This window comes from Streptomyces sp. NPDC060027 (assembly GCF_042737005.1).
In the GTDB taxonomy this organism is placed as follows: Bacteria; Actinomycetota; Actinomycetes; order Streptomycetales; family Streptomycetaceae; genus Streptomyces.
This window is the reverse complement of sequence record NZ_JBHWVI010000190.1, coordinates 1-17,368: the sequence shown is the minus strand read 5'-3', so window position 1 is coordinate 17,368 and position 17,368 is coordinate 1. Positions and strand designations below refer to the sequence as shown.

Annotated in this window: 18 protein-coding genes; 9 read left to right on the top strand and 9 right to left on the bottom strand. The window is 70.1% G+C overall.

Features of this window, described 5'->3' with window-relative positions:
• Positions 1-32 precede the first annotated feature (32 nt).
• A complete protein-coding gene (gene ppc, locus ACFWBT_RS33220) occupies positions 33-2,777 on the bottom strand; it encodes a phosphoenolpyruvate carboxylase (protein ID WP_385706689.1) in 2,745 nt (914 codons plus the stop codon).
• 351 nt (positions 2,778-3,128) lie between these two features.
• On the opposite strand from ppc, the gene ACFWBT_RS33215 reads away from it, so the two are divergent.
• Both ACFWBT_RS33215 and ACFWBT_RS33210 read left to right on the top strand, forming a co-directional pair.
• Entirely contained in the window at positions 3,129-4,142 is a 1,014-nt protein-coding gene (locus ACFWBT_RS33215) for an acyl-CoA desaturase (protein ID WP_385706688.1), read from the top strand.
• Positions 4,139-4,819 carry a TetR/AcrR family transcriptional regulator gene (locus ACFWBT_RS33210; RefSeq protein WP_261703951.1) on the top strand — a complete coding sequence of 227 codons (681 nt, stop codon included), beginning with the start codon at positions 4,139-4,141 and terminating at the stop codon, positions 4,817-4,819. Before ACFWBT_RS33215 ends, ACFWBT_RS33210 begins: the two co-directional genes overlap by 4 nt.
• 54 nt (positions 4,820-4,873) lie before the next feature.
• On the opposite strand, the gene ACFWBT_RS33205 is transcribed toward ACFWBT_RS33210, so the two are convergent.
• A complete protein-coding gene (locus ACFWBT_RS33205; RefSeq protein WP_385706687.1) occupies positions 4,874-5,245 on the bottom strand; it encodes a glyoxalase in 372 nt (123 codons plus the stop codon).
• Complete coding sequence (locus tag ACFWBT_RS33200; RefSeq protein WP_385706686.1) at positions 5,245-6,063, bottom strand: trans-aconitate 2-methyltransferase; 819 nt, start codon at positions 6,061-6,063, stop codon at positions 5,245-5,247. Before ACFWBT_RS33200 ends, ACFWBT_RS33205 begins: the two co-directional genes overlap by 1 nt.
• Positions 6,064-6,223: 160 nt before the next feature.
• Here ACFWBT_RS33200 and ACFWBT_RS33195 point away from each other — a divergent pair, with 160 nt between their 5' ends.
• Positions 6,224-6,721, top strand: a complete 498-nt coding sequence (locus ACFWBT_RS33195; protein ID WP_385706685.1) for a MarR family winged helix-turn-helix transcriptional regulator — start codon at positions 6,224-6,226, stop codon at positions 6,719-6,721.
• Here ACFWBT_RS33195 and ACFWBT_RS33190 read toward each other — a convergent pair.
• The gene (locus ACFWBT_RS33190) at positions 6,680-7,447 is read right to left on the bottom strand and encodes a LuxR C-terminal-related transcriptional regulator (RefSeq protein WP_385706684.1); all 768 of its coding nucleotides are present in this window, start codon (positions 7,445-7,447) and stop codon (positions 6,680-6,682) included. The genes ACFWBT_RS33195 and ACFWBT_RS33190 overlap by 42 nt on opposite strands.
• A gap of 256 nt (positions 7,448-7,703) precedes the next feature.
• Here ACFWBT_RS33190 and ACFWBT_RS33185 point away from each other — a divergent pair, with 256 nt between their 5' ends.
• Positions 7,704-8,165 (top strand): GNAT family N-acetyltransferase, encoded by a 462-nt coding sequence (locus ACFWBT_RS33185; protein ID WP_385706691.1) that lies wholly within the window; start codon positions 7,704-7,706, stop codon positions 8,163-8,165.
• 50 nt (positions 8,166-8,215) lie between these two features.
• Here the strand turns inward: ACFWBT_RS33185 and galK are convergent, their stop codons facing one another.
• From galK to galT, 3 genes are read right to left on the bottom strand one after another with little or no spacing between them, the layout of a single operon-like run.
• Positions 8,216-9,358 carry a galactokinase gene (gene galK / locus ACFWBT_RS33180; RefSeq protein ID WP_385706690.1) on the bottom strand — a complete coding sequence of 381 codons (1,143 nt, stop codon included), beginning with the start codon at positions 9,356-9,358 and terminating at the stop codon, positions 8,216-8,218.
• A gap of 12 nt (positions 9,359-9,370) precedes the next feature.
• Positions 9,371-10,336, bottom strand: a complete 966-nt coding sequence (gene galE, locus ACFWBT_RS33175) for a UDP-glucose 4-epimerase GalE (protein ID WP_385706683.1) — start codon at positions 10,334-10,336, stop codon at positions 9,371-9,373.
• The gene (galT, locus tag ACFWBT_RS33170; protein ID WP_385706682.1) at positions 10,333-11,421 is read right to left on the bottom strand and encodes a galactose-1-phosphate uridylyltransferase; all 1,089 of its coding nucleotides are present in this window, start codon (positions 11,419-11,421) and stop codon (positions 10,333-10,335) included. The genes galE and galT overlap by 4 nt, the downstream gene beginning before the upstream one ends.
• A gap of 175 nt (positions 11,422-11,596) precedes the next feature.
• Here galT and ACFWBT_RS33165 point away from each other — a divergent pair, with 175 nt between their 5' ends.
• Both ACFWBT_RS33165 and ACFWBT_RS33160 read left to right on the top strand, forming a co-directional pair.
• A complete protein-coding gene (locus tag ACFWBT_RS33165; protein WP_385706681.1) occupies positions 11,597-13,297 on the top strand; it encodes a sodium:solute symporter family protein in 1,701 nt (566 codons plus the stop codon).
• A gap of 40 nt (positions 13,298-13,337) precedes the next feature.
• Positions 13,338-13,649, top strand: coding sequence for a hypothetical protein (locus tag ACFWBT_RS33160; RefSeq protein WP_385706680.1), 312 nt, complete (start codon positions 13,338-13,340; stop codon positions 13,647-13,649).
• A 58-nt stretch (positions 13,650-13,707) separates the two neighbouring features.
• On the opposite strand, the gene ACFWBT_RS33155 is transcribed toward ACFWBT_RS33160, so the two are convergent.
• Entirely contained in the window at positions 13,708-14,109 is a 402-nt protein-coding gene (locus ACFWBT_RS33155) for an ATP-binding protein (RefSeq protein WP_385706679.1), read from the bottom strand.
• Positions 14,110-14,356: 247 nt separating this feature from the next.
• Here ACFWBT_RS33155 and ACFWBT_RS33150 point away from each other — a divergent pair, with 247 nt between their 5' ends.
• The 3 genes from ACFWBT_RS33150 to ACFWBT_RS33140 all read left to right on the top strand — a co-directional run bounded on the left by ACFWBT_RS33150 (position 14,357) and on the right by ACFWBT_RS33140 (position 16,393).
• Positions 14,357-15,208, top strand: a complete 852-nt coding sequence (locus ACFWBT_RS33150) for a helix-turn-helix domain-containing protein (protein WP_385706678.1) — start codon at positions 14,357-14,359, stop codon at positions 15,206-15,208.
• A 9-nt stretch (positions 15,209-15,217) separates the two neighbouring features.
• A complete protein-coding gene (locus ACFWBT_RS33145; RefSeq protein ID WP_385706677.1) occupies positions 15,218-15,421 on the top strand; it encodes a DUF397 domain-containing protein in 204 nt (67 codons plus the stop codon).
• A gap of 75 nt (positions 15,422-15,496) precedes the next feature.
• On the top strand, positions 15,497-16,393 hold the full coding sequence (locus ACFWBT_RS33140) for an NAD(P)-dependent oxidoreductase (protein WP_385706676.1): 897 nt from the start codon (positions 15,497-15,499) through the stop codon (positions 16,391-16,393).
• An 86-nt stretch (positions 16,394-16,479) separates the two neighbouring features.
• On the opposite strand, the gene ACFWBT_RS33135 is transcribed toward ACFWBT_RS33140, so the two are convergent.
• Complete coding sequence (locus tag ACFWBT_RS33135; RefSeq protein WP_385706675.1) at positions 16,480-17,187, bottom strand: LuxR C-terminal-related transcriptional regulator; 708 nt, start codon at positions 17,185-17,187, stop codon at positions 16,480-16,482.
• Between the last annotated feature and the right edge of the window lie 181 nt (positions 17,188-17,368).

The window sequence follows — 17,368 nt, the reverse complement described above, 5'->3', positions numbered from 1 at the left end:
GGTACGAGCGCGGAGGGCGCCTTCTCGCGTGCTCAGCCGGTGTTGCGCAGTCCCGCCGCCACACCGTTGACCGTCAGGAGCAGGGCCCGCGAGAGCAGCGGGTCGGCCGCCTGGCCGGCCGCGGCCTCGTCGCGCTGGCGCTTGAGCAGGGCGACCTGGAGGTAGGAGATCGGGTCCAGGTAGGCGTCACGGATGACGAACGTCTGCTGGAGCACCGGGTTGGTGTCGAGCAGCTTCTCGCCGCCGGTGATGCGCAGCACCTCGCGCACGGTGAGCTCGTGCTCGGCCTCGATGACGGCGAACACGTGCTTGAGCTCGTCGGGGACGAGGGTGTCGACGTAGTGGCGGGCGATCCGCAGATCGGTCTTCGCGAGGGTCATCTCGACGTTCGAGAGGAAGTTCTGGAAGAAGTGCCACTGGCCGTACATCTCGTCGAGGACGGTGTCCCCTTCCTGCCGCATGCCCGCTTCGCGCAGCGCCTTGAGGCCGGAGCCGACGCCGAACCAGCCGGGCACGATCTGCCGGGACTGGGTCCAGCCGAAGACCCACGGGATGGCGCGCAGTCCGTCGAGCGAGACGCCCGAGCCGGGGCGGCGGGAGGGCCGCGAGCCCAGGTGCAGGTCGGCGAGCTGGTCGACCGGCGTGGAGGCGAGGAAGTACGTCGGCAGGTCGGGGTCCTCGACGAGCCGCCGGTAGGCGGAGTGCGCGGCGTCGGAGACGACGTCCATCGCCGCGTCCCAGCGGGCCAGTGCCTCGTCGGACTGGCGGGGCGCGGTGTGCAGGGCGGATGCCTGGAGGGTGGCGGCGACCGTCAGTTCGAGGTTCTCGCGGGCCAGCGAGGGGACCAGGTACTTGTCGGAGATGACCTCGCCCTGCTCGGTCACCTTGATCTCGCCCTCCAGGGTGCCCCAGGGCTGCGCGAGGATCGCGTCGTGCGAGGGGCCGCCGCCGCGGCCGACGGTGCCGCCGCGGCCGTGGAAGAGGCGCAGGCGGACGCCGTAGCGGTGGGCGACGTCGCGCAGCCGGCGCTGGGCGCGGTGGATCTCCCACTGGGAGGTGGTGATGCCGCCGAACTTGGAGGAGTCGGAGTAGCCGAGCATGACCTCCTGGACGTCCCCGCGCAGCGCCACGAGGCGGCGGTACGAGGGGTCGGAGAGCATGTCCTCCAGGATCGTGTCGGCGGCCTTGAGCTCGTCGGTGGTCTCCAGGAGCGGGACGATGCCGATCTTCGCCCAGCCGGCGTGCAGGTCGAGCAGTCCGGCCTCGCGGGCGAGGACGGCGGCGGCGAAGACGTCGTCGGCGCCCTGGCACATCGAGATGATGTACGACTCGATGACCTCGGGCCCGAAGATCTTCAGGGCCCTCTTGACGGTCTCGAAGACGCCGAGGGTCTTCTGGCCGGCGGCGTCGAGCGGCGCGGGGGTCGGGCCGAGGGGGCGCCGGGAGCGCAGTTCCTTGGCGAGCAGCTTCGCGCGGTAGTCGCGCGGCATGTCCACGTAGCGCCACGACTCCTCGCCGAGGCGGTCGAAGAGCTGGCCGAGGGCGTGGTGGTGGGCGTCCGCGTGCTCGCGTACGTCCATGGTGGCGAGCTGGAGGCCGAACGCCGCGAGGGTGCGGATGGTGCGGTTCATCCGGCCGTCGGCGATCAGGCCGCCGCGGTGCTCGCGCAGCGAGGTCTGGATGAGGGTGAGGTCGCGGAGCAGTTCGGCGGTGCCGAGGTAGTCGCGGCCGTCCTCGTGGGGTGTGCCCTTGGCGAGGCGCTGCTTGGTGTTCTCCAGCTTCTGCCGGACGCAGGTGGCCTTGAGGCGGTAGGGCTCCTCGGCGTTGAGGCGCTTGTAGCGGGGGCTGATCTCCGGCAGGCGCTCCAGGTCGCTCTGGAGGGATTCCAGCAGCTCTTCCGTGGCGCCCGTGTAGCGGATGGAGTTCGACAGGAAGCCGCGGAGTTCGTCGATGAGTTCCAGCGCGTCGTTGATGCCGTGCTCGTGCTGGAGGATCAGGACGTCCCAGGTGACGTCGGGGGTGACGTTCGGGTTGCCGTCGCGGTCGCCGCCGATCCAGGTGCCGAAGGTGAGGGGCCGGGTCTCGTCCGGGAGGACGACGCCGACGCGCTCCAGTTCGGCGGTGAGGTCCTCCAGGACGTCGCCGACGGCGCCGGCGTGCAGCTCGTCCAGGTAGTAGATGGCGTTGCGGGCCTCGTCGGCGGGCTCGGGGCGGACGACCCGGAGCTCGTCGGTCTGCCACACCAGGTCAATGTTCTCGGCGAGGCGGGTGTCGTAGCGGCGGCGGTCGGCCTCGATGACCGGGGTCTCCAGGAGCGCGGCGATGCGCCGCAGCTTGTTGAGGACCGAACGCCGGGCCGCCTCGGTGGGGTGGGCGGTGAACACCGGGCGGACGTTGAGGTTCTTGACCGTCTCGCGCAGGTGCTCGGGGTCGGCGTCCTTGAGACGGTCGGCCGTACGGGCGAGGAGGCCGCCCTCGGCGGCGCGCTTGGCGCGCAGCTCGCGGCCGCGGTGCACCTGCTCGGTGACGTTGGCGAGGTGGAAGTACGTCGAGAAGGCGCGGACCAGCTTGGCCGCGGTCTCCAGTTCGGTGCCGCGCAGCAGCTCGGCGGCGGCCTCGCCGTCTTCGCGGGTCAGGCGGCGGACCTTCTCGACCAGTTCCAGGAGCTCGGGGCCCTCCTGCCGAACGAGGGTCTCACCGAGCAGATCGCCCAGGCGGCGGATGTCGGCGCGCAGCTCGCTGCTGGTCGTCGTGGTCTGGTCGTCGGCACTGCTCACAGGTGCGGCTCCTTGCAGTGTTGAAGCTCGTCTGAAGAGTGGGGAATCTCGTCTGAAGCTCGTCTGGGAGGGAACCCGGGTGGCGACCGCGCGCGGCGGGTGCCGCTTAGGGAGGTGGCATCCGGGAAGAAATCAGAACGGACCGCGCTGTCCGACCGACTCCAAGGATAGGTGTCCTCGCGGACGCGCAGGCTCTCGGGCTCTTGCCGCCGGGCGACGCGCTGACATACTTACGACGCCGTAGGTTACGGACCCGTAGGGATTCCCGTCGGACGACGGGGGAACTCTGGGGACCGCACCCGGTCACTCCTCCCCGCGCTTCCTCACCTTCGAACCCCACAGGGGACGCCCATGACCACGAGTTCCGATGTGATCGACGACGCCCCGCAGGCGGACAACGACGACACCCGGCTGCCCGCCGCGACGCTCGGCGGGGAGAAGAAGGGGTCACTCGAACAGATCACGCTTCTTCTCTTCATCGCCGTTCCGTTCCTGGCGCTGCTGGCGGCTGTGCCGCTGGCCTGGGGATGGGGGGTGAGCTGGCTGGATCTCGGCCTGATGGTCTTCTTCTACTATCTGGGCTGCCACGGCATCACGATCGGCTACCACCGCTACTTCACGCATGGTTCCTTCAAGGCGAAGCGCCCCTTGCGGATCGCGATCGCGATCGCGGGGTCCATGGCGGTCGAGGGCCCTCTCGTGCGCTGGGTCGCCGACCACCGCAAGCACCACAAGTTCTCCGACGCGGACGGTGACCCGCATTCGCCGTGGCGTTACGGCGAGACGGTTCCGGCGCTGATGAAGGGCCTGTGGTGGGCGCACATCGGCTGGATGTTCGACGAGGAGCGGACTCCGCAGGAGAAGTACGCGCCTGATCTGATCAAGGACCCGGTGATCCGTGCGATCTCGCGTCAGTTCATCCTCTGGACGCTGCTCTCGCTGGCGCTGCCGCCGCTGATCGGCGGTCTGGTGACGATGTCGTGGTGGGGCGCGTTCACCGGATTCTTCTGGGGCTCCCTGGTCCGGGTGGCCCTGCTGCACCATGTGACCTGGTCGATCAACTCGATCTGCCACGCGGTCGGTAAGCACCCGTTCAAGTCGCGTGACCGCTCGGGCAACGTGTGGTGGCTGGCGGTGCTCTCGTGCGGCGAGTCCTGGCACAACCTGCACCACGCCGACCCGACGTCCGCCCGGCACGGTGTGGACCGGGGTCAGATCGACTCGTCGGCCCGGATCATCCGCTGGTGCGAGCAGCTCGGCTGGGCGTACGACGTGCGCTGGCCGTCACGCTCTCGTATCGATTCCCGCCGGAACGCCGACGGGAACGGCTCCCGAGGCAAGACGGAAACCGCTGAAGCGGCATGATTGACGGCGTGGCGACCGACTCCAGCAGCACCCCGAGCAGCAATGAAAAGCCGCGGCGTGCGCGCCGCACCCGCATGACCGGCGCCGAGCGCCGTCAGCAGCTGCTGGAGATCGGCCGCACCCTGTTCGCGGCCAAGGGGTTCGAGGGCACGTCGGTGGAGGAGATCGCGGCGAAGGCCGGCGTCTCCAAACCGGTGGTCTATGAGCACTTCGGCGGCAAGGAGGGTCTGTACGCGGTGGTGGTGGACCGCGAGATGCGCCGGCTGCTGGACATGGTGACCAGTTCGCTGACGGCGGGCCACCCGCGCGAGCTGTGTGAGCAGGCGGCGTTCGCCCTCCTCGACTACATCGAGGAGTACACGGACGGTTTCCGCATCCTGGTGCGCGATTCCCCGATCCCTCAGTCGACGGGGTCCTTCGCGTCGCTCATCTCGGACATCGCCACCCAGGTGGAGGACATCCTGGGCCGCGAGTTCAAGAGCCGCGGCTTCGACTCGAAGCTGGCGCCGCTGTACGCCCAGGCCCTGGTCGGCATGGTGGCGCTGACGGGCCAGTGGTGGCTGGACGTCCGCAAGCCGCGCAAGGCGGAGGTGGCCGCGCACCTGGTGAATCTGGCGTGGCACGGCCTGGACGGGCTGGAGCCGAAGCCGCGGTTGATAGGGCATCGCAAGGCCTAGCGCCCCGCCGCTGCCTGCCCCGCCGCTGCCTGCCCCTCCTCTGCCCGCCCCGGCTCAGTCCGGGCCGGGGAGCGGTTCCAGGAATTCGAGGCGGTTGCCGACGGGGTCCTCGGAGTGGAAGCGCCGGTGGCCGGGCAGATCGTCGTCCCAGATGACGGGTGCGCCGGTCGCGGCGATCCGCGCGGCGAGAGCGTCGATGCCGGTGACGCGCAGTCCGGGGTGGGCCTTCTTCGCGGGCCGGAAGCCGGTCTCGATCCCGAGGTGCAGCTCGACGGTTCCGGCCCGGAACCAGCAGCCGCCGCGGGCGGCGAGGACGGGTGGCTTGGTCATCTCGGTCATCCCGAGGGCGTCGGTGTAGTACGCGCGCAGGCAGTCCTCGGAGCCCGGTGGGGCGGCGAGCTGGACGTGGTCGACGGCGGCGAGCATCAGGCCTTCTTCCGGGCCACGGCGAACAGCCGGCGGAACGGCAGCACCGTGCCGTAGGACCGTGCAGGGTAGGCGTCGCGCAGCAGGTCCCGGTACTCGGCGACGAAGGCGTCCCGGGCCTCGGGATCGTCCGCGAGGGCGGTCAGGACGGGCCGCAGTCCGGTGCCCTTCACCCAGTCGAGCACCGCGTCCTGCCCGGTCAGCAGTTGCATGTACGTCGTCTCCCAGACGTCCGTCGCGCAGCCGAGGGCCTCAAGACGGTCGAGGTAGACGAGCGGGTCGTGGACCGAGCCGGTGGGGCGCAGGGCGTCGCCGAGGAGGTCCTTCCAGCGGGCGGTGGCGGCGAGTTCGCGCATCAGGACGTGCAGCGGGGCGTCGATGTTGTGGGGCATCTGGAACGCGAGGGTGCCGCCGGGGGTGAGGGCGTCGAGCCAGCCGGGGAGTGACTCCAGGTGTCCCGGCACCCACTGGAGGGCGGCGTTCGAGGCGATCAGGTCGTACGTGTCGGTGGGGGCCCAGTCGGTGAGGTCGGCGTGGGCGAAGTCGAGCCGTCCGCCGCCGGTCGTGGGACCGGCGTGTTCCTCGGTCCGGGCGAGCATCTCGGCGGAGTTGTCGTAGCCGGTGATGCGGGCGGTGGGCCAGCGGGCGGCGAGCTGGGTGGTGACGTTGCCGGGTCCGCAGCCGAGGTCGGCGATGCGGGCCGGGTCGCCGGGGAGTTCCGCGACCTGGGCGAGGAGGTCGGCGAAGGGGCGGGCTCGGTGCCGGGAGTGGCGCAGATACTGGCCGGGGTCCCAGGTGGGGGTGGTGGCGGCAGCCATGGGTGGCCTCCTCGAAAGTCGCCGGAGAGGTCGCGGACCGCGCGAAGGGGCGGCGGTGGCCGGACCGTTCTGGATCTCCAGCCTCACAGCAAAGTATCTCGACGTCAAGAGACTCCACATCAAGAGACTTCACGTCGACACAACCACTACACTGATCGTCATGGAGGACGAGGTCGATCGGCTGGTCGCTGCGTGGCGCCGGGAGCGCCCGGACCTCGACGTGGAACCGCTCGAGGTGCTCAGCCGGGTGAGCAGGCTGGCCCGGCACCTGGACCGCGCGCGCCGGCTGGCGTTCGCCGAGCACAGCCTGGAGCCCTGGGAGTTCGACGTCCTGACGGCGCTGCGGCGCGCGGGATCCCCGTATCAGCTGTCCCCCGGACAACTGCTCACCCAGACGCTCGTCACCTCGGGCACGATGACGAACCGCATCGACCGCCTGACCAAGAAGGACCTGGTGGAGCGTCTCCCGGACCCGAGCGACCGCAGGGGCGTGCTCGTACGCCTCACGGACGAGGGACGCGACCGTGCCGACCAGGCGCTGGCCGGTCTGCTCGACCAGGAGCGGGCGATCCTCGCGGAACTGAGCAGGGCGCAGCGCGGTGAACTGGCCGGACTGCTACGCCAGTTGACCGCCCCGTTCGACAACATCCCCGGCTAGGTCGACGGGCCCGACCCCGGCGCGCCTGGCCAGTGCCACGGCGGCGAGGGTGGAGTGCACCCCGAGCTTCCCGAGGACGTTCTGCATATGCGTGCGGACGGTGTGCGGCGAGAGGAAGAGCCGCTCGGCCACCGCCTTGCGCCCGAGTCCGGCGACCATGCACCGCAGCACCTCGCGTTCCCGGGGCGTCAGCGACTCGACGAGCCGCTCGCTCTCGGTCCGGTGCTTGCGCGCGGCGGTGAGCTCCCGGAGCACCCCCGTGAGCAGGGCGGGCGGCAGATGGGTCTCGTCGCGCAGCACACCCCGTATGACGGTGAGCAGCCGCGACAGCGAGCAGTCCTTGGCGACCCACCCCGAGGCGCCGGCCTGCAGGGCGAGCGCGGCACGGCGCGGATCGTCCTTCTCGGCCAGCACGACGATCCGTACGCTCGGCTGCCCGGAGCGCACCCCGGCCACCAGCGAGATGCCGTCCACCAGGCCGTCCTCGTTGCTTTCCTGGACGGGCACCGCCGGACGCATGCCGGGCAGATTGCCGCCCAGGTCCGCGTCGACGAGCAGCACGTCGAAGCGGCGGCCTTCCGCCGCCGCGCGTTCGAGGCAGCGCAGCGCGGCGGGACCGCTGCCCGCCGCGGACACGTCGACGTCGGGCTCGGCCGCGAGAGCGGCGGCGAGCGACTCGGCGAAGATGCGATGGTCGTCGACGACCAGTACTCGGATGCGAACCACTGAAACCCCCACTGTCGGGGGACGGTCCGTGCAGGTACGGCGCCCGAAGTGATCCCGAGCCCGCTTGCGACCCGGAAAACGGGGTGCCGCAGCCGCACGGCCGCCGCCGTGCTGGAAGTGCTACCCCCACTTCGGGCGTCGTACCCGACCGTCTCGCCCCCTGATCAGCACCGGCCCCCACCGGCACTGTTCATCAGGGTAAGGCCGGGGGCGGGGAGCGGAAGGTAATTTGCAGAACTGGTTGGCCAGCGCGTTTATGGTGAGCCGTATGTTTCGTATCGAGACAGGAGACGACAAAGACCGTCGGGATCTGCTCCGCAGACGCCTGTTGGACACGAACACGGCGGCGTCCCCGGTGCTGCGGGCCCTGCGCGGGACCCCTGGGGAGCGTGAACGCCCGCTCCACCTCTGGGCCTTGGACGAGGCCGGCGAGCTGGCCGGCGGTCTGGTGGGCCACACCTGGACGACCTGGCTCCACGTGACGTACCTGTGGGTCGACGCCCGGACCCGGGGCACGGGCCTCGGCAGCCGCCTCCTGGCGGAGGCCGAGCGCGTCGCACGCGAGGACCGGGGCTGCCACGCCGCCCGCCTGGAGACCTGGGACTTCCAGGCCCCCGGCTTCTACCGCAAACAGGGCTACGAGGTGGTGGCCGTGATCCCCGACTACCCACCGGGAATCACGGAGTACACCCTGACGAAGCACTGGAAATCCGACTGAGCCCCAGCCCCTCCGGCGCAGGTTCCAGCCCCTCCGACGCCCGAGATATTTCAGCCGATGCGCCGGGCCCCCGCCGAGGGAACGGCCGGGAACACCCGGGGCGCGGTGAAGCCCGCCGCGGCGAAGGCCTCCGTCACCGCCTTGGTGACGCTGTCCACGTCGGTGGACTCCACCAGCACGACGGCGGAGCCGCCGAACCCCCCGCCCGTCATACGGGCCCCCAACGCCCCCGCGGAGTTCGCCGCCGAGACCGCGAGGTCCAGCTCGGGACAGGAGATCCGCAGATCGTCGCGCAGCGAGGCGTGACCGTCCGTCAGGACGGCCCCGATCGCCCGGACATCGCCCGCGTCCAGCAGGGTGATGACCCGGTCCACCCGGTGGTCGTCGGAGACGACATGGCGGACGTAACGGCGGACGCGCTCGTCGGAGAGCCGGGCGAGGGCCGCTTCGAGGTCCTCGTACGCGACGTCGCGCAGATGGGACACACCCAGTTGCCGCGCCCCCTCCTCACAGCCCGCGCGCCGCTCCGCGTAGGCCCCGTCCCCGAGCGCGTGCTTCACCCGGGTGTCGACGACCAGGAGTTCGAGGCCCTGGGAGGCGAGGTCGAAAGGGACCTGGCGGATCGACAGATCGCGGCAGTCGAGGTGCAGGGCGTGGCCCTCGGTGCAGCACGCCGACGCCGTCTGGTCCATGACACCGCACGGCACACCGACGAAGTCGTTCTCGGCGCGCTGTGCCAGGCGTGCCAGTTCGGGGCGGGTGAGGCCGAGTTCGTAGAGGTCGTCGAGGGCGAGAGCCGTGACGACCTCCAGGGCCGCCGAGGAGGACAGCCCCGCGCCGGTGGGGACCGTGGAGGCCAGATGGATGTCCGCGCCGCCGACGGCGTGGCCCGCCTCGCGCAGGGCCCACACGACGCCCGCCGGGTACGCGGCCCAGCCGGTGTCCGACCGGGGCACCAGCTCGTCGACGCGCAGTTCGACGACCGGTCCGTCAATGTCCGCCGAGTGCAGCCGCAGCACCCCGTCGGACCGGCGGGACACCGCCGCGACCGCCGTGTGCGGCAGCGCGAGCGGCATCACGAACCCCTCGTTGAAGTCCGTGTACTCGCCGATCAGGTTGACCCGGCCCGGCGCCGCCCAGACGCCCTCGGGCGCGGCACCGTACAGCTCCTCGAAGCCCTCACGTACCCCCACCTGTTCCACCTGCTACCCCTTCGCTGTGTTCTGTGCGAACTCCCACGCGTCCGCGACGATCCCCGCGAGATCCGCGCGGGACGGGTTCCAGCCGAGCCGTTCCCGGGCGGCGTCGGCCGAGGCGACCAGTACCGCCGGGTCCCCGCCGCGGCGGGGTGCCACGACCTCGGGGATCGGGTGCCCGGTCACCCGGCGCACCGTCTCGATGACCTCGCGGACGGAGAAGCCGTTGCCGTTGCCGAGGTTGCAGATCAGGTGCTCGCCGGGGGTCGCGGCGGCGACCGCCAGCAGGTGCGCCTCGGCGAGGTCCGCGACGTGGATGTAGTCGCGGACGCAGGTGCCGTCCGGGGTCGGGTAGTCGTCGCCGTAGACGGAGATCGCGTCGCGGCGGCCCTGGGCGACCTGGAGGACGAGCGGGATGAGGTGCGACTCGGGGTCGTGGCGCTCGCCGCTCTCGCCGTACGCGCCCGCCACGTTGAAGTACCGCAGGGAGACGGCGCCGAGTCCGTGCGCCGCGGCCTCGCCGGTGATCATGTGGTCGACGGCGAGCTTGGAGGCGCCGTAGGGGTTGGTGGGCCTGGTCGGCGCGGACTCCACGATCGGGGTCGTCTCGGGTTCGCCGTACGTCGCGGCCGTGGAGGAGAAGACGAGCTTGCGCACGCCGGCCTCGCGCATCGCGGCGAGCAGCGCCATGGTGCCGCCGACGTTGTTGTCCCAGTACTTCTCGGGCTTGACCACGGACTCGCCGACCTGCGAGAACGCGGCGAAGTGCAGGACGGCGTCGTACGAGGAGTCCAGCCACTTGGCGGCGTCGCGGATGTCGCCCTCGACGAAGGCGGCACCGGCGGGGACGCCCTCGCGGAATCCGGTCGAGAGGTTGTCGAGGACGGTGACCTCGTGGCCCGCCTCGAGCAGGTGGCGCGCGACCACGCTGCCCACATAGCCGGCTCCACCGGTGACCAGGTACTTCCCACTCATGAACTCGCTACCTCTCGCAGTCGCTGAGCCGCGGTCTCCGGCGGCACGTCGTTGATGAACACGTTCATGCCGGACTCGGAACCCGCGAGGAACTTCAGCTTGCCGGAAGTGCGGCGAATGGTGAAAAGCTCGAGGTGGAGCGCGAAGTCGTCCCGGTTGACGCCTTCGAACTCCTCCAGCGGGCCGAAGGGTGCCTGGTGCCACGCCGCGATGTACGGCGTCGGCGGTTCACCCGTCCCTTCCTTCCCTCCATCCGGGCCGTCGAAGATCCGGTCGAAGCGTCTCAAGAGTTCCAGATAGACCTGGGGGAACTCTGTGCGCGCGTCCTCGTCGAGGCCGAGCAGGTCGGGCACGCGGCGGCGCGGGTAGAGGTGGACCTCGTACGGCCAGTGGGCGGCGTACGGAACGAAGGCGACCCAGTGGTCACTCGACAGGACGACCCGGGAGCCGTCGGCCAGTTCGCGCGCGACGACCTCGTCGAACAGGTTTCCGCCGCCGGTCGCCTCCTTGTGCGCGGCGAGCGAGCGCAGCATCAGTGCGGTACGGGGGGTGGTGAAGGGGTAGCCGTAGATCTGCCCGTGCGGGTGACCGAGTGTCACACCGATCTCGGCGCCACGGTTCTCGAAGCAGAAGACCTGCTGGACGGAGGGCAGATGCGACAGTTCGGCGGTGCGGTCGGTCCACGCCTCCAGGACCAGCCCGGCCTGTTCCTCCGTCAGATCGGCGAAGGACGCGTCGTGGTCGGAGGTGAAGCAGACGACCTCACAGCGGCCGGAGTCGCCGGCCAGCGAGGGGAAGCGGTTCTCGAAGACCACGACGTCGTACGAGGATTCGGGGATCTCGCTCAGCCGGTCGCCGGCGGACGGGCACAGCGGGCACTCGTTCGCCGGCGGGTGGTAGATGCGCCCCTGCCGGTGCGAGGCGATCGCCACCGAGTCACCGAGGAGCGGGTCGCGGCGCACCTCCGAAGTGGTGACGGTCGGGTCGAGCGGGCGGCGGTCCACCGCGTCGCGCACCTTGTCGTCGCCCGCGTCGTAGTAGATGAGCTCACGACCGTCGGCCAGCCGGGTCGAGGTCTTCTTCACAGTCGGACTCCCCATCCACACCCGAACCTTCAAACATAACCGAACACAACAAACCACAAGCCACCACCGCAGTCAACATCACAATCAAACAAAGGACACCATCGGAAGTGTTCATTTCCTAGATCCGGAGGCGTAGGTTCCGGTCCGATACGTTCACGCGACGAAGCGAGTTCTGATGCAGTCCCCCACACACCTGCCACAACCGGGCACCCTGCTCGCCGCCGAGCTGCGTCTCCCCACGAACGCACTCGACTACACGATCCTCGGCATCTATTTCGTGGTCGTCCTGGGCATCGGCTTCGCGGCCCGCCGCTCGGTGAAGACGAGCCTCGACTTCTTCCTGTCCGGGCGCTCACTGCCCGCCTGGATCACCGGCCTGGCCTTCATCTCGGCCAACCTGGGCGCCACCGAGATCCTCGGCATGGCCGCCAACAGCGCCCAGTACGGCGTCTACACCGTGCACTGGTACTGGATCGGCGCCATCCCGGCGATGGTCTTCCTGGGCCTGGTGATGATGCCGTTCTACTACGGCTCCAAGGTCCGCTCGGTGCCGGAGTTCCTGCTCCTGCGCTTCGACAAATGGGCGCACCTGCTGAGTTCGATCCTGTTCGCCTTCGCCGCCGTCCTCATCGCCGGCGTCAACCTCTACTCGCTCTCGATCGTCGTCGAGGCCCTGCTCGGCTGGCCGCAGTGGGTCGCGATCGTGGTCGCCGGCTTCTTCGTCCTCGCCTACATCACCCTCGGCGGTCTCTCCTCCGCGATCTACAACGAAGTGCTCCAGTTCTTCGTGATCCTCGCGGCGCTGATCCCGATCGCCGCGCTCGGCCTGAACCGGGTGGGCGGCTGGGACGGCCTGACGGACTCCCTGGACAAGACCCATGGCGCCGACTTCACGACGGCCTGGGGCGGCACGGGCATCGGCAGCGACAACCCGCTCGGCGCCAACTGGCTGACCATCGTGCTCGGTCTGGGCTTCGTGCTGTCCTTCGGCTACTGGACGACGAACTTCGCCGAGGTACAGCGCGCGCTGTCGGCCAAGAACCTCTCCGCGGCCCGGCGCACCCCGCTCATCGCGGCCTACCCGAAGATCTTCATCGTCTTCCTGGTGATGATCCCGGGTCTGGTGGCGGCCGTCCTGGTCCCGAAGATCGGCACGAGCGGCTCGGACCTCCAGTACAACGACGCGATCCCCTACCTGATGCAGGAGTTGCTGCCGAACGGTGTCCTCGGCATCGCCGTGACCGGTCTGCTGGCCGCCTTCATGGCGGGCATGGCGGCCAACGTCTCGTCCTTCAACACGGTGTTCACCACGGACATCTGGGCGAAGTACGTGGTGACGGACCGCGAGGACTCCTACTACGTCGGCTTCGGCCGCCTCATCACGGTGATCGGCGTCCTGGCGTCGATCGGCACGGCCTTCCTCGCCTCGTCCTTCTCCAACATCATGAGCTACCTCCAGACGCTCTTCTCCTTCTTCAACGTGCCGATGTTCGCGGTCTTCATCGTCGGCATGTTCTGGAAGCGGGCGTCGGTGAAGTCGGGCTTCTGGGGCCTGCTGGCCGGCACCACGGCGGCGATGGTGAACTACTTCGTCCTCTACAAGCAGGACATCATCGGCTTCCCCTCCGACCAGGGCGCCAACTTCGTCTCCGCGATCGTCGCCTTCGTGGCCGGCGGCGTGGTGATGGTCGGGGTCTCGCTCTTCACCGCCCCGAAGCCCGCGGCGGAATTGCAGGGCCTGGTCTACGGCACCGTGTCCCCCGGCATGGCCGAGCCGCCGGCCCCCGGCGACGACGCCTGGTACCGCAAGCCCGCTCTGCTGGGCTGGGGCGCGCTGATCCTGGCGACCGCCTGCTACATCCCGTTCTCGTTCTGACGAGTCCCGACCCGTTCCGACGAGGGAGAATCAAGAAACCATGTCCGACTATTCGGAAAGCGACGCCCAGCGCGACGTCTCGGAGCTCGAGAAGAAGTCCGCGACCGCTGCTCGCCTGTTCGACATCCGCCGCATCATCGGCGGCCTGTTCGTGCTCTACGGCGTCATCGTCACCATCGCCGGCATCACGGCCTCCGACGCCGCCCTCGCCAAGGCGGACGGCGTCAACATCAACCTCTGGACCGGCCTCGGCATGCTCGCCCTGGGCCTGTTCTTCCTGGGGTGGCTGTGGCTGCGACCGCTGGCGGTACCGGTGCCGCCGACGCCCGAGGACGAGGGGCCGGTGAAGTAACGCACGCGCAGGGGGCCGGGGTTCACCGAGGGGACTCCGGCCCTCGGCAGCGAACGAGCTAGGCGGCAGCGAGGTCACACCACACGTACTTGCCGATGTCGCCGCCCTGTCGCAGGGGATGCCAGCCCCAGTCGTCGGCGCAGGCCCGGACCAGGACGAGACCCCGGCCCGCCTCCGCCTCGCCGGGGACGGACAGGTCGTGCGGCGGCGGCACCGGGCTCGCGTCCCAGGCACCGATCCGCAGCACCCCGTCCCGCCAGGCCAGCCGCAGGGCGGCGGGCCCCTTCGTATGCCGTACGGCGTTGGAGACCAGCTCCGCCGCCAGCAGCTCGGCGACGTCCGCGAGGCGGATCAGCCCGTGCAGGGTCAGGATCAGACGGACGGTGCGGCGGCAGACGGTCACCGCACGGTCGTCGTGGGGGATGTGCAGCGCATAGGTCCAGGGTTCGGTTTCGGGCATGCGTGAACTCCGGTTCTGGTGTCGGGGAGTCGAGAGGTCGCCGTGGGAACGGGCGGTGGCAGTGTCACAGCCGCCGTGGCAGGACGGAGTGGTGCGCTTCCGGGGCCCCGGGGTTCCGCAGCGTGTGCGTCGCGTCACCGACGGTAGGGTAGAAATTCCTACCCCTGCAAGCCTCTCGCGTAATCTGACACCCGAACGGGGAGGCCAACCCAACCCGTTGCCAGGGTCGTTGAGGAGACAGCACCGGATGACGATGCGGAATCAGCCCACGGCACGACAGGTACGTCTGGGCACCGAGCTGCGCAGACTGCGGGAAGCCGCGGGCAAGTCGGCGCGGGAGGTGGCGGGCCTGCTCGGCTCCAGCTCGACCCACATGAGCCAGATCGAGGCGGGCAGCTCGGGTATCGGCGAAGAACGCCTGCGCAGACTGGCGGCTCACTGCGCCTGCGTGGACGGGGAGTTGATCGAGGCACTGGCCGAGATGGCCACGGACCGTACCCGGGGCTGGTGGGAGGAGTACCGAGGCGTACTGCCCACGGCCTTCCTCGACCTGTCCGAGCTGGACCACCATGCGGCGTTCCGGCACGAAGTGGCCGTCATCCACATACCGGGGCTTCTCCAGACGGAGGACTACGCTCGCGCCCTCTTCTCGTACATGGCACCAGAGCTGCCACGGAGCGAGGTGGACCCCCGCGTGACCCACCGGATGCGACGCCGCGTGGTCATCGAACGGCCCGGACCCATCACGTACGAAGCGGTGATCCACGAGGCCGCACTGCGGATCCGTGTGGGCGACCGCTCGGTCTCACGAGCCCAGTTGGAACGCATCCTGGAGTATTCGGACCTGGAACACGTCACCGTTCGGGTCGTCCCGTTCGACCTGGACGGCTTCGCAGGCGCCGACAGCGCGATGGGCTACCTCGGAGGTCCCGTACCCCGCCTGGACACCGTCGTACGCGACGCACCGCATGGCACGGCGTTCATTGATTCCGAGGCCCAACTGGCCCATTTCCGAACACTCTTCCGTAAAGTCGAGGAAGCATCGCTGAGCCCCGTGCACTCACGCGACTTCATCCGCAAACTGGCCAAGGAATTGTGAGGCGACGCCATGACCATCCCCGCCAACTGGCAGAAGTCCTCCTTCTCCGGCGGCGGTGAAGGCAACGACTGCCTCGAAATCGCCACCACCCCCAGCACCGTGCACCTCCGTGAGAGCGACGTCCCCACCACGCAGCTCATCACCACGCTCACCCCCCTCGCCCATCTCCTCCACCACATAAAGTCCCGCGGACTCGGCGCACCTGTGCTGTGAGCGTCGGGCGACATCGAGCACCGCGTCCGCATGTGATGCCGGGTCTCCTCGCCGCAGAGGAGGGAAGCTGACCGTATGACCGACAACCTCACCGTCAGCGTCCTCGGCACCGGAATCATGGGTGCCGCCATGGCCCGTAACCTCGCCCGCGCCGGGCACGGCGTCCGTGCCTGGAACCGCAGCCGTGCCAAGGCCGAGCCGCTGACCGCCGACGGCGTGCGCGTCGCGGACACCCCGGAGGAGGCCGTCCGGGGCGCCGACGTCGTCCTGACCATGCTGTACGACGGCCCCGCCGTCCTCGATGTCATGCGCCGGGCGGCACCCGGGCTGCGCGCCGGGGCCGCCTGGGTGCAGTCCACGACCGCGGGGACCGAGGCACTCGGCGAGCTCGCCGACTTCGCCCGCGCGCACGGGCTCGTCTTCTTCGACGCTCCCGTCCTCGGGACGCGCGCACCCGCCGAGGCCGGGCAGCTGACCGTGCTCGCCGCCGGTCCGGGCGCGGCGCGGGACACCGTGACACCCGTCTTCGACGCCGTCGGCGCCCGTACCGTGTGGACCGGCGAGGACGGCTCGGCGGGCAGCGCCACCCGGCTCAAGCTCGTCGCCAACAGCTGGGTCCTGGCCGCCACCGCCGCGACCGGCGAGGTCCTCGCCCTGGCGCGGGGCCTCGGCGTGGACCCGCGGAGCTTCTTCGACCTCATCGCCGGTGGTCCGCTCGACATGGGCTATCTGCACGCGAAGGCCGCCCTCGTCCTGGAGGACCGGCTGTCCCCGGCCAGCTTCGCGGTCACCACCGCCGAGAAGGACGCCCGTCTGATCGTGCGGGACGGACAGCGGCACGGTGTCCGTCTCGACGTCGCCGAAGCCACCGCCGAACGCCTTGGCCGCGCGGGCGCTCTGGGCCACGGGGACGAGGACATGGCCGCCGCGTACTTCGCGAGCTTCGAGGAGGGGAAGCCCCCCTCCTCGTAGACCCGGGAGACCGGTGGACGGGCCCCGAACGTTCAGGGGCCCGTGCACGCCGTACGGCTCGGACGGATACGCCAGAGGGATACGCCTCAGAGGGAGTCGTCCACGCCCCCGTGCGGTGCCGGCGCCGGGAGCGGTCCCGCCCGGTCCAGCAGGCCCGTGCGGGCGGCGAGCGCCGCAGCTTCGAGCCGGGAGCCCACGCCCAGTTTCATCAGGACCCGCTGGACATGGGTGCGTGCCGTCGACGGGGCGATGCCCATGCCGGCCGCGATGAGCCGGGTGTCCTCCCCGTCGGCGACCCGCACCAGGACCTCCACCTCGCGGGGTGTGAGCATCTGGAGCAGCCGCTGGCCCTCGTCGTCGGGCTGGGCGGCGGGGTTGAGCAGTTCGCTGAACGCGCCCTGGAGCAGTTGCGGGGCCACCGCCGCCTCGCCCGCCCTCGCCTTCATGATCGCGCGTTCGACGCCCTCTATGCGTTCGTCATGGCGTACGTATCCGGAGGCTCCGGCGGCGAACGCGGCGGCGATGCCGCGCGGGTTCGGTACCGGGCCGAGCACCAGGACCGCCACCTGGGGGCGCTCCCGTTTGATCCGCACCACCGGGTCGAAGATTCCCGGCTCGGCGGGTGTCGCCGTGCCGATCAGGCACACCTCGGGTGCCCGTGTGATCACCAGCTCCGCCGCCCCCGCGGCGGGCGCGGCCGCGGCGAGCACCCGGTGCCCGCGCAGTTTCAGAGCCGAGGCCAACGCCTCGGCGAGCAGTCGGTGGTCGTCGACCACCATGAGCCGCACTCCCATCAGGCAACCCCCCAGTCCCCCCAAGCATCCCCACTGGTTCCCCGTGGATTAGGAGCCCCCCGGCTCTCCATCCCCCGGAAGCTACACGCTTGTTCGACGTTGCGCTTCCCCTACTGGAGAGAAGTGCCCCGGAATATCGAAATCCCTCCCATTAGGGAGTGATGAGGGGTACGTGTGCGGC

What these genes read in the sequence shown, in the direction of transcription:
- ACFWBT_RS33155 (WP_385706679.1), bottom strand. Translation starts at nt 14,109, where the DNA reads ATGCCCGAAACCGAACCCTGGACCTATGCGCTGCACATCCCCCACGAC.
- ACFWBT_RS33200 (WP_385706686.1), bottom strand. Translation starts at nt 6,063, where the DNA reads ATGGCTGCCGCCACCACCCCCACCTGGGACCCCGGCCAGTATCTGCGC.
- ACFWBT_RS33210 (WP_261703951.1), top strand. Translation starts at nt 4,139, where the DNA reads ATGATTGACGGCGTGGCGACCGACTCCAGCAGCACCCCGAGCAGCAAT.
- ACFWBT_RS33135 (WP_385706675.1), bottom strand. Translation starts at nt 17,187, where the DNA reads ATGGGAGTGCGGCTCATGGTGGTCGACGACCACCGACTGCTCGCCGAG.
- ACFWBT_RS33150 (WP_385706678.1), top strand. Translation starts at nt 14,357, where the DNA reads ATGACGATGCGGAATCAGCCCACGGCACGACAGGTACGTCTGGGCACC.
- galE (WP_385706683.1), bottom strand. Translation starts at nt 10,336, where the DNA reads ATGAGTGGGAAGTACCTGGTCACCGGTGGAGCCGGCTATGTGGGCAGC.
- ACFWBT_RS33205 (WP_385706687.1), bottom strand. Translation starts at nt 5,245, where the DNA reads ATGCTCGCCGCCGTCGACCACGTCCAGCTCGCCGCCCCACCGGGCTCC.
- ACFWBT_RS33160 (WP_385706680.1), top strand. Translation starts at nt 13,338, where the DNA reads ATGTCCGACTATTCGGAAAGCGACGCCCAGCGCGACGTCTCGGAGCTC.
- ACFWBT_RS33185 (WP_385706691.1), top strand. Translation starts at nt 7,704, where the DNA reads ATGGTGAGCCGTATGTTTCGTATCGAGACAGGAGACGACAAAGACCGT.
- ACFWBT_RS33215 (WP_385706688.1), top strand. Translation starts at nt 3,129, where the DNA reads ATGACCACGAGTTCCGATGTGATCGACGACGCCCCGCAGGCGGACAAC.
- ACFWBT_RS33140 (WP_385706676.1), top strand. Translation starts at nt 15,497, where the DNA reads ATGACCGACAACCTCACCGTCAGCGTCCTCGGCACCGGAATCATGGGT.
- ACFWBT_RS33145 (WP_385706677.1), top strand. Translation starts at nt 15,218, where the DNA reads ATGACCATCCCCGCCAACTGGCAGAAGTCCTCCTTCTCCGGCGGCGGT.
- ACFWBT_RS33165 (WP_385706681.1), top strand. Translation starts at nt 11,597, where the DNA reads ATGCAGTCCCCCACACACCTGCCACAACCGGGCACCCTGCTCGCCGCC.
- ACFWBT_RS33195 (WP_385706685.1), top strand. Translation starts at nt 6,224, where the DNA reads ATGGAGGACGAGGTCGATCGGCTGGTCGCTGCGTGGCGCCGGGAGCGC.